Consider the following 12,468-nt stretch of genomic DNA (forward strand, 5'->3'; position numbering starts at 1 on the left):
AACTTTCAGGTCATGTTGACGTTTTTACTGAAACGGGTGTTCCAGGCCCTGATCGTGATGTTTGTCATCAGCCTGGTGGCCTTTTCCATCCAGGACAACCTGGGCGACCCCCTGCGCGAGCTGGTGGGCCAATCGGTGTCGGAAGAGGTGCGCCAGCAGATGCGGGCCGAGATGGGACTGAACGATCCCTTCCTGGTCAAGTACGGGCGCTTCGTCGGCAACGCGCTGCGGGGCGACTTCGGCACTTCCTATTTCTTCAAGCAGCCGACTCTGGAGGTGATCTTCCAGAAGCTGCCGGCGACCCTTGAGCTGGTGTTCTGTGCCAGCCTTATCATCATCGCCCTGAGCATACCGCTGGGGGTCTATTCGGCCATCAAGCCCAGATCCTTCCTGTCCAAGGCGATCATGGGCGTGAGCATCATCGGTATTTCGGTGCCGGTCTTCCTCACCGCCATCCTGCTGATGTACGTGTTTTCCATCGAACTCGGCTGGCTGCCCGCCTACGGCCGGGGCACCACCACCAGCCCGCTCGGCTGGGAGTCGGGGCTCTTTAACTGGCAGGGCCTGCGCAACCTGATACTGCCGAGCATCGCCTTGTCGTCCATCATGCTGCCGCTGTTCATCCGCCTGGTGCGCTCCGAGATGCTGGAGCAGCTCAGCGCCGAATACGTCAAGTTCGCCTGGGCCAAGGGGCTGGACAAGTACCGCATCTGGTTTATCCACGCCCTGAAGAACACCCTGCTGCCGCTGATCACCGTGGGTGGGGTGCAGATCGGCACCATGGTGGCCTACACCATCCTCACCGAAACCGTGTTCCAGTGGCCGGGCATCGGCCTGCTGTTCCTCGAGTCCATCAACCGGGTGGACACGCCGCTGATCACCACCTACGTGATCTTCGTCGGCTTTATCTTCGTGGTGACCAACACCATCGTCGATTTGATCTATGGCCTGGTCAACCCCACCGTCAACCTGGCCGCCAAGGGATGAGCACCATGAATACAGACGTCAGCCTGAGCCGCTGGGCCCGCTTCAAGCGGTCGGATTTTTTGTATCACTTTCTGCGCGACAAGGTCGCCATGGTCAGCTTTGCGGTGTTTGTGGCGCTGGCGGCGGCGGCTTTTTTGTCGCCGCTGCTCGCCCCCCACAACCCCTACGATCTGGCCAGTATCGACATCCTCGACTCCGAATTGCCGCCGAGCTGGCTGCCGGGCGGCGACGAGCGCTTTATGCTCGGCACCGACGTGCAGGGCCGCGACATTTTCAGCACCATCCTCTACGGCTCCCGGGTGTCGCTGATGATCGGCCTGGGCGCGGTGGCGCTTCAGCTGGCCATCGGCATCGTGGTGGGGCTGTCCGCCGGCTACTTCGGCGGGCGCATCGACAACTTCCTGATGCGCATCGCCGACGTGCAGCTGTCCTTCTCCACCATGATGGTGGCCATCATCGTCTCGGCGGTGTTCCAGGCCACCCTGGGCGCCGACTTCTATGCCCGGTACGCGGTGCTGATGCTGGTAGTGATCATCGGCCTGGCCGAGTGGCCCCAGTACGCCCGCACCATCCGCGCCACCGTGCTGGCGGAGAAGAAAAAGGAATACGTGGAGGCGGCCCGGGTGATGGGCTTCAGATCCATGCGCATCATGTTCCGCCATATCCTGCCCAACTGCCTGTCGCCGATACTGGTCATCTCCACGGTGCAGGTGGCCAACGCCATCATGAGCGAGGCGGCGCTGTCCTTCCTCGGCCTCGGCATGCCGGTGGACAAGCCCTCGCTGGGGTCGCTGATCAGCATGGGCTTCAGCTACATCTTCTCCGGCTCCTGGTGGATCACCGCCTTCCCCGGCATCTACCTGGTGGTGCTGGTGCTGGTGATCAACCTGCTCGGCGACTGGCTGCGGGATGTGTTCAATCCCAAGGTGTACAAGGGATGAGCCGCTTCCGGTCCATAAGCCCCGGCCCAGGCCGGGGCGTATGGGCCGGCCTGGTCAGCCGGGGGCCAGGCCCTTGATGGCGCCACCGCCGACGGGTGCCGGGAGCCGAAAGCGGGGAAACCCGGAGCGCGGGAGCAGATACGGACGCCGGCCGGGTGCCGGAAGAGCGGCCGAAGGCCGCTGCTTGTGTGAAAAATGTTCGCACCGGCATTCTGGCCATTTGCTCAGACCCGGGTTCTACTGCATAATATGCGCCTCAAAATCTGAGGTGCGGTGTGTCGGTACTCTTAGCATGCCCGTCTATTTTTCAATCAACCATATAAAGTTGCATCATGTCTGACTTATCCATATACAGAAATATCGGTATCTTTGCTCACGTCGACGCGGGCAAGACCACGACCACCGAACGTATCCTCAAGCTGACCGGCAAGATCCATAAACTGGGTGAAGTACATGACGGTGAATCCACCACCGACTTCATGGAACAGGAAGCCGAGCGCGGTATCACCATCCAGTCCGCGGCCGTCAGCTGCTTCTGGAAAGGCAACCGTTTCAACGTTATCGACACCCCTGGACACGTTGACTTCACCGTTGAAGTGTACCGCTCCCTGAAGGTACTGGACGGCGGTATCGGCGTCTTCTGTGGTTCCGGCGGCGTTGAGCCCCAGTCCGAAACCAACTGGCGCTATGCCAACGAATCCGGCGTTGCCCGTATCATCTTCGTCAACAAGCTGGACCGTATCGGTGCCGACTTCCTGCGCGTGGTTCAGCAAACCCGCGACGTGCTGGCCGCCAACCCGGTGGTCATGGTGCTGCCCATCGGCATCGAAGACGAGTTCAAGGGCGTGGTCGACCTGCTGACCCGCAAGGCCTATGTCTGGGACGACAGCGGTGACCCCGACAAGTACACCGTGGAAGACGTGCCGGCCGACATGGTCGAGCTGGTGGAAGAATACCGCGAGAAACTGGTCGAAAGCGCCGTTGAGCAGGACGACGACCTGATGGAAGCCTACATGGAAGGCGAAGAGCCCTCCATCGAGGACATCAAGCGTTGCATCCGCAAGGGTACCCGTACCATGGCCCTGTTCCCGGCCTTCTGTGGTTCCGCGTTCAAGAACAAGGGCATGCAGCTGGTGCTGGACGCCGTTGTCGATTACCTGCCGAGCCCGACCGAAGTCGACCCGCAGCCGCTGACCGACGAAGAAGGCAAGGAAACCGGCGAGTACGCCATCGTCGATCCCGAGGCCCCGCTGAAGGCCCTGGCGTTCAAGATCATGGACGACCGTTTCGGCGCCCTGACCTTCGTGCGTATCTACTCCGGCCGCATCAAGAAGGGTGACACCATCCTCAACAGCGCCACCGGCAAGACCGAGCGGGTTGGCCGCATGGTGGAAATGCACGCCGACCAGCGTACCGACCTGGAATCCGCCCAGGCCGGCGACATCATCGCCATCATCGGCATGAAGAACGTGCAGACCGGCCACACCCTGTGTGACGTCAAGCACCCCTGCACCCTGGAAGCCATGGTGTTCCCCGAGCCGGTGATCTCCATCGCCGTTGCGCCGAAGGACAAGAACGGCTCCGAGAAGATGGGCATCGCCATCGGCAAGATGATCGCCGAAGATCCCTCTTTCCGCGTGGAAACCGACGTGGACTCCGGTGAAACCATCCTCAAGGGCATGGGCGAACTGCACCTGGACATCAAGGTCGACATCCTCAAGCGTACCTACGGCGTCGAGCTGATCGTGGGTGAGCCGCAGGTGGCCTACCGTGAAACCATCACCGCCGAAGTGGAAGACAGCTACACCCACAAGAAGCAGTCCGGTGGTTCCGGTCAGTACGGTAAAATCGACTACATCATCCGTCCGGGCGAGCCGAACACCGGTTTCGTGTTCAAGTCTTCCGTGGTCGGCGGCAACGTACCCAAGGAATTCTGGCCCGCGGTCGAGAAAGGTTTCGGCAGCATGATGAACACCGGTACCATCGCCGGCTTCCCGGTGCTGGACGTTGAGTTCGAGCTGACCGACGGTGCCTACCACGCCGTTGACTCCTCGGCCATCGCCTTCGAAATCGCCGCCAAGGGCGCCTTCCGTCAGTCCATCGCCAAAGCCAAGCCGCAACTGCTGGAGCCGGTGATGAAGGTTGACGTGTTCAGCCCGGAAGACAACGTGGGTGACGTCATCGGCGACCTGAACCGTCGTCGCGGCATGATCAAGGATCAAAACGCCGGCGTGACCGGTGTGCGCATCAAGGCCGAAGTTCCCCTGTCCGAAATGTTCGGTTACATCGGCTCCCTGCGTACCATGACCTCCGGTCGTGGCCAGTTCTCCATGGAGTTCTCGCACTACACCGCTTGCCCGGCCAACGTGGCCGAGAAAGTGGTTGCCCAGGTGAAAGAGCGCAAGGCCGCCGAAGCCAAGAAGTAATGCCGGCGTAAGCCTCTGCATTCAACAAAAACCGCTGCCCCGGCAGCGGTTTTTTTATGGGCGCCAGACCGGCTAATAGGGTGGGACGCCGAACGAGAGGGAGCGGCCCGGGGTTGTCCTTATCTTTTGGTGTGCATCGCCGGCGCCCCGGCTTTATCATCGTCGGCCTGTTCAGCTCCTTGACGACGAGAACCACACCGTGCTTTCCCTGTTGCTCGACCGCATTGCCTCCTGTTCCCGCCGGCGCCTGGCCGGGGGGCTTATCCTGCTTTCCATGGCGCTGGTGGCCGCCGGGTTGCTGGGCCTGCCGCTGGCGGGGAGCTGGGCCGGGGCGGGCTACTGGGCGGCGGCGGGCCTGCTGTGGCCGGGGCTGGCCCGGCGCAACCGGACCCAGGCCTTGCTGTTGCTGGCCGTTGGCGGCCTGTGCCTGGCCTGGAGTGCCGGGCAGGGCGCGGCCGTGGCAGCGGAGCGGATCCTCGCCAGCAACAGCGCCCTGTTGTCGATGCTGGTGGCGGTGAGCTTTCTGGGACTGGTCAGCCGGCCCGGAGCCGAGCGGGAGGAGCGGCTGCCCCGGGGGCGGCGGGCGCTGGCGTCCACCCTGGGGGCGGTGCACCTGTTCGGCTCCGTTATCAACCTGTCGTCGGTGTTCATCATCGGCGATCGCCTGGCCCGGCGAGGCAGCGTCAGCCGGGAGCAGGCCATAGTGCTGATCCGGGGCTTCACCGCCGCCGCCTTCTGGTCCCCCTTCTTCGCCGCCATGGCGGTGACCCTGAGCGTGGCGCCCGGGGCGCAGTTGGCCCGCCTCTGGCTGGTGAGCATGCCGCTGGCCCTGCTGGCCATGGCGCTCACCTTCTGGCAGCTGAGCCGGCAAGGGGGAGAGCGGGCGTCGATACAGGAGTTCAGGGGCTATCCCCTGCATGCGGGCAGCCTGGTGTTGCCGGCCCTGCTGGCGGCGGCGGTGTTACTGTTGCATGAGTGGCGGCCGGCCTTGTCGATCCTGGCGGTGATCACCCTGCTGGCGCCGGCGCTCAGCCTGGCGGTGGTGGTGGCCAGCCGGCGCTCGCCGGTGGCGACGCTGGGGCAACTGGTGAACGGCCGCCTGCCGCAGATGGGCAACGAGTTGGCGCTGTTTCTCGCCGCCGGCGTGCTGGGCTATGGCCTGGATACCCTGCTCGGTGCCTGGGGCGCTACCCTGCCGCTCGATGGCTTCGGCCCCCTGGAGGCGAGCCTGAGCTACCTGGCCACGGTGCTGCTGGCGCTGCTGGGCATTCACCCCATCATCTGCATCGCCCTGGCCGGCGCCGTGCTGGCGCCGCTGTCGCCCGACCATACCCTGCTGGCGCTGGTGTTTCTGTCGTCCTGGGCGGTGGGCACCTCCGCCGGCCCCCTGTCCGGCATTAACCTGGCGTTTCAGGGCCGCTACGGGCTGGATTCGTTCCGCATCATGCGCTGGAACCTGGGCTATCTGGGGCTGATGTCGGTGCTGGTGGTGCTGGCCATCTGGTTGCTGGCCGCCCTGCTCGGGGTGGAGGGATAACAGGGCCGGCGGACGCGGCCTAGAGCCGTCCTTCCCGCTCCAGCCGCTGCCGGACCCAGGTGCGGTAGAGCCAGGACAGGCAGGGGCGGATCAGCGGCAGGCCGATAAGCCAGGCCAGGAGCCTGAGCCGGGGCACCCGTTGCATCAGCAGGATATAGGCATCCAGCTCCGAGAAGATCTCGCCGTCGGCGGTTTGCACGTGCAGTTCCCGCAGCGCCTTGTCGGGGCTTATCCCCAGGCTCAGCAGCACCTCTTCCCGACCGGTGATATCGAACCAGTAGATATCCTCGCCGCCGGCGCCGGCCCAGCGTTCGTAGCGGGCCCTGTCCTTCACGCAGCCCTCGCAGCTGCCGTCGTAGAACACCACCAGCTGGTGGCGGGGCTTTTTTCCGTCCATCATGTCGCCCTCCTGGGCTCGAGGCCGCGCTTCCGTGCGGGCCTGTCGCTTAAGCGTAGCTCGTTTCAGGCCAGATATCTCTGTTCCAGGTGCGACCTGAACGGCGCCGGATCCAGGGCCTGGCCGGTCGCCGCGGTGAGCAGCCCGGCGGTGTCCTGCAGGCTGGCCTCTTGCCAGATGTGCTGTTGCAGCCAGCCGAAGATGGCGGGCAGATCCGCTTCGATCAGCCGCGCCAGCGGGCCCAGCTGCCGCTCCATGGCCGCCGCCTGCTGGGCGGCGTAGATGGCGCCCAGGGTATAACTCGGGAAGTAGCCGAAGCTGCCGTCGGTCCAGTGGATGTCCTGCAGGCAGCCATCCCGGTCATTGCCCTGGGTCGACAGCCCCAGGTACTGGCGCATCAGCTGATCCCAGCGCTCGGGCAGTTCCCGGGCTTCCATCCGGCCCTCGATCAAGTCGCGCTCGATTTCGTAGCGCAGCATGATGTGGGCCGGGTAGCTGACCTCGTCCGCGTCCACCCGGATAAAGCCGGGCTCGACCCGGGTGTAGAGCCTGGCCAGGTTGTCCGGGGCGAAGGCCGGCTGGGTGCCAAAGTGCCGCTCGAGCAAGGGGGCCAGGCGGGCGAGAAAGGCCGGGTGCCGGGCCAGCTGCATCTCGAAGAACAGGCTCTGGGACTCGTGCACCCCCATGGATCGGGCCTGGCCCACCGGCAGCCGGCACCAGGCCGCCGGCAGGCCCTGCTCGTAGCGGGCATGGCCGGTTTCGTGGATGATGCCCATCAGGGCCTGGGTCACGTCCTGCTCGTCGTAGCGGGTGGTGAGGCGCACGTCCTCGCTGACCCCGCCGCAAAAGGGGTGCACGCTCACGTCCAGCCGGCCGTGGTTGAAGTCGAAGCCGAGCATCGTCATCACCTCCAGCCCCAGCGCCTTCTGTTGCGCCGTGGGGAAGGGGCCCTCGGGCACCAGTACCTGCTCATGGCGCTGCTTGTCCTGCACTTGCCGGATGAGATCCGGCAGCCAGCCCCTAAGGCCGCCGAACAGGCGATCGAGTTCAGCCCCGCGCATGCCGGGCTCGTACTGCTCCAGCAGGCTGTCGTAGCGGGACAGCCCCAGGGTATCGGCCCGGGCGGCGGCGGCCTGGCGGGACAGGTTGAGCACCTCCTCGAACAGGGGCAGAAAGCCGGCCCAGTCGTTGGCCGGGCGCAGGCTGCGCCAGGCGTGCTCGCAGCGGGAGCCGGCCAGGGAGCGGGCGCGGACCAGATCGGCCGGCAGCATGTTGGCGTCGCGCCAGGCCCGGCGCATTTCGTGCAGGCTGACGCCCTGCTCCGGCGTCAGCGCCTCTTCCCCGGCGGCGGCGAACCAGTCGGGCAGGCGGTCGTCCTGCAGCTGGCGGTGGCAGAGCACCGCCAGGGTACCCAGGGCCTCGGCCCTGGCCTCGTTGCCGCCCGGGGGCATCATGGTGGCCTGATCCCAGCCGCAGATGGCGCCCAGGTGCTGCAGGTGATGAAGTTGTTCGAAGTGCTCGACCAGACTGGTGTAGGACATGAAAATTTTCCTTGTGTTGATTCAGCCGAGGCGGCTCTGGTGACGTTCGCGGGTTTCCTGCTTGGCCCGCTCGCTCTTGCGCAGCAGCACATAGAGGCTGCCGCTGCCGCCGTGAGCGCGTTGGGTGCTGTGGCAGGCCAGCACCTCCGGCAGTTGCGGCAGCCAGCCGGAAACGTAGCTTTTCAGCAGCGCCTGGGGCCGGCTGCGCTCGCCCTTGCCGTGCACCACCACCACGGAGCGCAGCTCCAGCCGCAGGCAGTCGCGGATAAAGCCGAGCAGGGCGGCGCGGGCCTGCGCCACCGTATGGTTGTGCAGATCGAGGCGGGCCTCGCAGGGATACTTGCCCAGGCGCAGCTTGCGGAACACCCCCTCCTGCACCCCGTCCTTCTTGTAGGACACCAGATCATCGGGCTTGAGCAGGGTGACGTTCTCGAGGGACAGGCAGGCGGGGGCGGCGCGCTGTTCCGCCTCGGCGGCGGCGCGCCTGGTCTCCAGGCTGGCGGCGTCCTGCCCGGGACGGGCAACGGAGGCCAGGGTGTCTTGCCGGAGCGGGGTCAACCCCTCCAGCTCACCGATAAAGGATGACCATTCGGAAGAAGGCATGGCGGCGGCTCCTCGGTAACGGGAATAGCCGCAGTATAAGCAAGTTGCACAAAAGGGGAAACGGCAGACCCCGGGGGAGGAGGTCGGGGTCCACCGTTGTTAAACCGGTATTATTCCTGGGGAGAAGCCTTTTTCACCTTGTAGATGAAGTAGCCCGCGTAGAAGCTGATCAGCAGCGCGGTGGCGATAATGACGATCATGGACATCAAGCCGACATCGCTGCCAAACATCAAATCAAGCCAGAATTCCATCAGTCATCTCCTTATCGTCTCGCTATGAACGCCATCTTAGCGGGCCGGCAGGGAGCCATGCTGATCCTGATCAATAAACTATCTTGTCCTCTATTTTTTTAAGGGTATAGCCATCCTGGCGCAGCAGGGCGAGCAGCCCCTGCTCGCCGTAGAGGTGCAGGGCGCCCACCACCAGCAGTGCCCGGGGTGGATTCAGCTGCGTGAGCCGCTCCAGCCACAGCCGGTTGCGCGACAGCAGCAGTTCCTGCTCGATAAAGGCCTTGAGCTCCTCGCCGGTGTCTTCCTGCAGCAGCGCCTGCAGGGCCTGTTCGTCGCCGTCGAGCCAGGTGTCGAGCAACCGGTTCAGGTGGCCTTGCATGTCGGGCAGCTCATCCAGGGTATGGCGCACGAAGTCGGCCTCTAGCCGTCGTTCCGGCAGGGAGGCCAGCATGCCGAACACGGTGCTGGGGGATTCCAGCCCGGCCACCGGTATCTGCCGGGCCCGGGCCTCGGCCAGTATCTGCATGTCCACTCCCTGCTCGCCGGCAAAGCCCAGGGCCATGGCCCTGGCCTGGGTCAGTTGCAGGGCGGCGAACCAGGGTGGCAGCGGTCTGAGCTGGGCCAGGCCGGCCTGGCTGATGGCGGCGTCGAGTTCGGCGGAGAGGGGGGCGCCCAGCCGGCTGGGCCAGTTTTCCCCGGCCGCCATGCGCAGGTAGGGAGCCAGCGCGGCTGGGGTGATCTCCTGCGGGTCCACTTCCAGCAGCAGCTGACGGCTGTCGTCCAGCGCCCGCAGCAGTACCGGCGGCAGTTCGGCCAGGCGTTCGTCGGCAATATGGATGGAGCCGAACAGCCAAAGTTGTTGCCCGTCCTTGCTGGCCGACCAGAGCGCCGGCGCGGCCAGCCCCTGAGCGCACCAGAGCCACAGTAGCAAGTGCCAGAAAATTTTCATGGAGCCCCCTGTTTTGTTGGCCGGCTTTGATTATGATGCCGGGATAATTATTCATTCTAGAAAAAGGACGTTTTTATGCCTCATCTGCGCTTTCGCGGCCTGGCCCGGGACACGGTAAAACAGGTCAGCAAGACCCTGGTGGATACCCTGGCGCCCCTGGCCGGCAGCCCCAAGGAGCATTTTACCCTGGAATTCATTCCCGCCGAGTTCGTGCAGCAGGGGCAGGCGGTGAACGGCTATCCCTTCGTCGAGGTGCTCTGGTTCGAGCGCCCGCTGGAGGTGCAGGACAAGGTGGCCGCCGCCATCACCGAGGCGCTGCGGGCCCGGGTGGGCGAGGGGCTGGACATCGGCGTGGTGTTCACCCGGCTGGAAGGGCGCAACTACTACGAAAACGGCAGCCATTTCGGCTGACGGCATTGCAGGATCCTTTGTAGGGGCCTTTGTTGGAGCCTTTGTAGGGTCCACTTCAGTGGACCTTTTCAACATCGGTGTCGGGATTTGGTCGAATAAATTCGACCCTACAGGGACATCCCAGCATCGGTGTCGGGATTTGGTCGAATAAATTCGATCCTGGTCAATTTCGTCAGCCGCCTGCCTTCAGCATCATCCGATCCAGCGCCCGGTCGCTCAGCAGGCGGCGCAGCCAGCTCATCATCAGTGTGGCCCGGGTGACCGGATAGCGGGTTTTGGGCCTGGCGCTGGTCAGGGCGTGCAGCACCGGCGGCAGGCAGGATTCCGGGGGCAGGCTGTAGCGGGAACTGGAGCCGGGTTTTTCCAGCCTGGCAAGGGTTTGCCGGTAGGCTTGCCGGTGCCGGCTCTGCTCCGGATCCACGTGGCGCAGAAAGGCCTCCCTGGCATTGGCGCGAAAGCGGGTTTCGATGGGGCCGGGCTCCAGCAGGCTGACATGCACCCCGGTGCCGGCCAGCTCCAGGCGCAGGGTGTCGGTGTAGCCCTCCAGCGCGAACTTGGTGGCGTTGTAGGCGCCGCGAAACTGCATGGCCACCAGCCCCAGCACCGAGCTGTTCTGGATGATGCGGCCCTCGTCGGCGGCCAGCATCAGCGGCAGCGCCAGCCGGGTGAGGTGGTGGGTGCCGAACAGGTTGGTGTCGAACTGCCGGCGCAGGGCCTGGGTGGGCAGATCCTCCAGCGCCCCCGGCTGGCCGTAGGCGCCGTTGTTGAACAGGCCGTACAGGGTGCCGCCGGTGAGGGCCAGCGCCTGTTCGAACCCTTCCTCTATGCTGGCTTCGTCGGCCAGATCCAGCCGTACCGCCGCCAGCCCTTCTTCCTTCAGCCGTGCCACGTCCTCCGCCCGGCGGGCGGAGGCGACGATCTTGAAGCCCTGCCGGTGCAGATAATGGGCGGCGCAATGGCCGATGCCGGACGAGCAGCCGGTGATCAGAACAGCTTTGGACATAAACGGCTCCTGAGTAATGAGGCCATTACTCTGCCGTCTGTGCCGGTCGGGTGCAACAAGGGAAGAAAGAAAAGCAGGAAATGGCGCCCCCACCAGGACTCGAACCTGGATCGCCCGCTTAGGAGGCGGGTGCTCTATCCTGTTGAGCTATGAGAGCGTGGGGCGAGTATATATAACTCCGCCCGGGATGAGAACCTGCCGCCTGCGCGAGTGCGCATAAAATCGGCATCGGGGCTCAAAGCTGGGTGAGGATGTCGCCCGGGCCCACCCGCACCTGGCGCGCGGCACCGTCCGCCGGGGTCAGCAGGCTGTAGTCCGGGTGGCTCTGGCTCACCACGAACTGGGCCCGGGCCGAGATCTCGCTGTAGTAGCCGGGCTGCAGCTGGCGGCGATGGACCAGGGTGAAGCGATCCCCCACCTGGATGCCGGACTGGCGGCCCAGATCCATCAGTATGCCTTCTTCCGACTGCTGCAGTATGTTGCCTACCGCCTTCATGCACGACTGGGCCTGCACCAGATCCCGCGCGGCCCGGGCGAGCAGCTGATCCACCGCCTGGCCATAGGCGGACTGCCAGAACCCCTGCTCGTGCACATTGACCCGGGCGTGGCGCTGGAAGGTCCAGGGGGACTGGGCCTGGTAGCGCTGCTGCAGCAGGGTTTCGCCGGTGAGGCCGTCCTCCAGGGTGAGCGAGAGGCGAAACTGGCGGGGTTGCTCGCGGAAGCGCCAGTCCACCCAGTTGCCGTCGTTCATGCTGATGTCTTCGATGACGCCGCTCAGCAACAGCCGCGACTGCTGCTGCCGGGCCAGCAGATCGCCGCCCTGGCGCAGGCCGGGGCTGCGCGGCAGCCGGGGATCCGTGGTGAGTTGATGGGGCAGCTGCGTCATAAGATTGACGCTGTCGCCGAGGCGCTGGGCCAGGCGTTGGGTGACGGCGCCGCCCAGCTCGTAGATCTGGCCAATCTGGCCCTGCTCCGGATGCTGCAGGGGCAGGGTGGTGAGCGCCAGGCCGGGACGGTAGCGGCCGACACACTGGGGCTGCACGTTCTGGTTGGGCCAGATATCGGCCCGCACCGTCAGCCACAGCCGGCCCTGGCTGCGACGCTCGTCGAGGATCAGGTAGTCCATCAGTTCGCCCTGGGCGGCAATATCCAGCCGCTGGCCGGAAAACATGCCGTTGTTGACCGACTGCACCGTGGTCAGGGAAGCGCCGGCCTGCAGCAGGGCATCGGCCAGGGCCTGCTCCAGGGCCTGTTGGCGGGCGCTGTCCTCGCCCAGGCTGAGCGGCGCCGAGCCCTCGGCCTGATACCAGTCGGCCTGGGCGGCGAGAGGCAGCAACGAAAGCAGCAGGGCGGCGATGAAGGTGTTTTTCGGCACGATAGGATCCTGTGTCACAAAGGGCCGGCAATAAAAATGCGGCCAGGGTCAACTCTTGGCAAGAATTA

12 protein-coding genes and 1 tRNA gene are annotated in these 12,468 nt (G+C 64.9%); 5 read left to right on the forward strand and 8 right to left on the reverse strand.

The window, feature by feature from the left end; translation table 11 throughout:
- The first annotated feature begins 12 nt into the window (after positions 1–12).
- The 4 genes from AN401_RS04300 (at position 13) to AN401_RS04315 (ending at position 5,891) form a co-directional block, all read left to right on the forward strand.
- Positions 13–987, forward strand: a complete 975-nt coding sequence (locus AN401_RS04300; protein WP_094038575.1) for an ABC transporter permease — start codon at positions 13–15, stop codon at positions 985–987.
- A 5-nt stretch (positions 988–992) separates the two neighbouring features.
- Positions 993–1,928: an ABC transporter permease gene (locus AN401_RS04305; RefSeq protein ID WP_198401802.1), complete on the forward strand. Its 936-nt coding sequence runs from the start codon at positions 993–995 to the stop codon at positions 1,926–1,928.
- A gap of 332 nt (positions 1,929–2,260) precedes the next feature.
- Positions 2,261–4,354: an elongation factor G gene (gene fusA / locus AN401_RS04310; RefSeq protein WP_094038573.1), complete on the forward strand. Its 2,094-nt coding sequence runs from the start codon at positions 2,261–2,263 to the stop codon at positions 4,352–4,354.
- A gap of 199 nt (positions 4,355–4,553) precedes the next feature.
- Positions 4,554–5,891 carry a hypothetical protein gene (locus AN401_RS04315; RefSeq protein ID WP_096778631.1) on the forward strand — a complete coding sequence of 446 codons (1,338 nt, stop codon included), beginning with the start codon at positions 4,554–4,556 and terminating at the stop codon, positions 5,889–5,891.
- A gap of 19 nt (positions 5,892–5,910) precedes the next feature.
- Here the strand turns inward: AN401_RS04315 and AN401_RS04320 are convergent, their stop codons facing one another.
- The 5 genes from AN401_RS04320 to AN401_RS04340 form a co-directional block, all read right to left on the reverse strand.
- Positions 5,911–6,291: a thiol-disulfide oxidoreductase DCC family protein gene (locus AN401_RS04320; RefSeq protein ID WP_232513382.1), complete on the reverse strand. Its 381-nt coding sequence runs from the start codon at positions 6,289–6,291 to the stop codon at positions 5,911–5,913.
- Positions 6,292–6,353: 62 nt separating this feature from the next.
- A complete protein-coding gene (locus tag AN401_RS04325) occupies positions 6,354–7,829 on the reverse strand; it encodes a carboxypeptidase M32 (protein ID WP_096778632.1) in 1,476 nt (491 codons plus the stop codon).
- A gap of 21 nt (positions 7,830–7,850) precedes the next feature.
- Positions 7,851–8,432: a DNA endonuclease SmrA gene (smrA, locus tag AN401_RS04330; protein WP_096778633.1), complete on the reverse strand. Its 582-nt coding sequence runs from the start codon at positions 8,430–8,432 to the stop codon at positions 7,851–7,853.
- Between the two features lie 110 nt (positions 8,433–8,542).
- The gene (locus AN401_RS04335; RefSeq protein WP_094040581.1) at positions 8,543–8,683 is read right to left on the reverse strand and encodes a DUF3149 domain-containing protein; all 141 of its coding nucleotides are present in this window, start codon (positions 8,681–8,683) and stop codon (positions 8,543–8,545) included.
- A gap of 70 nt (positions 8,684–8,753) precedes the next feature.
- A complete protein-coding gene (locus tag AN401_RS04340) occupies positions 8,754–9,611 on the reverse strand; it encodes a TraB/GumN family protein (RefSeq protein WP_096778634.1) in 858 nt (285 codons plus the stop codon).
- Between the two features lie 75 nt (positions 9,612–9,686).
- Between AN401_RS04340 and AN401_RS04345 the strand changes: the two genes are divergently transcribed.
- On the forward strand, positions 9,687–10,022 hold the full coding sequence (locus AN401_RS04345; RefSeq protein WP_094040583.1) for a DUF1904 domain-containing protein: 336 nt from the start codon (positions 9,687–9,689) through the stop codon (positions 10,020–10,022).
- Between the two features lie 172 nt (positions 10,023–10,194).
- Here AN401_RS04345 and AN401_RS04350 read toward each other — a convergent pair whose 3' ends face one another.
- From AN401_RS04350 to AN401_RS04360, 3 genes are all read right to left on the reverse strand, one after another.
- Entirely contained in the window at positions 10,195–11,025 is an 831-nt protein-coding gene (locus AN401_RS04350; RefSeq protein WP_096778635.1) for an SDR family NAD(P)-dependent oxidoreductase, read from the reverse strand.
- Between the two features lie 81 nt (positions 11,026–11,106).
- Positions 11,107–11,182, reverse strand: a tRNA-Arg gene (locus AN401_RS04355).
- 78 nt (positions 11,183–11,260) lie between these two features.
- Positions 11,261–12,400: a flagellar assembly protein T N-terminal domain-containing protein gene (locus tag AN401_RS04360; protein ID WP_096778636.1), complete on the reverse strand. Its 1,140-nt coding sequence runs from the start codon at positions 12,398–12,400 to the stop codon at positions 11,261–11,263.
- Positions 12,401–12,468: the final 68 nt, after the last annotated feature.

It is taken from the genome of Zobellella denitrificans (assembly GCF_002407485.1).
GTDB classification, from domain to species: Bacteria; Pseudomonadota; Gammaproteobacteria; order Enterobacterales; family Aeromonadaceae; genus Oceanimonas; species Oceanimonas denitrificans.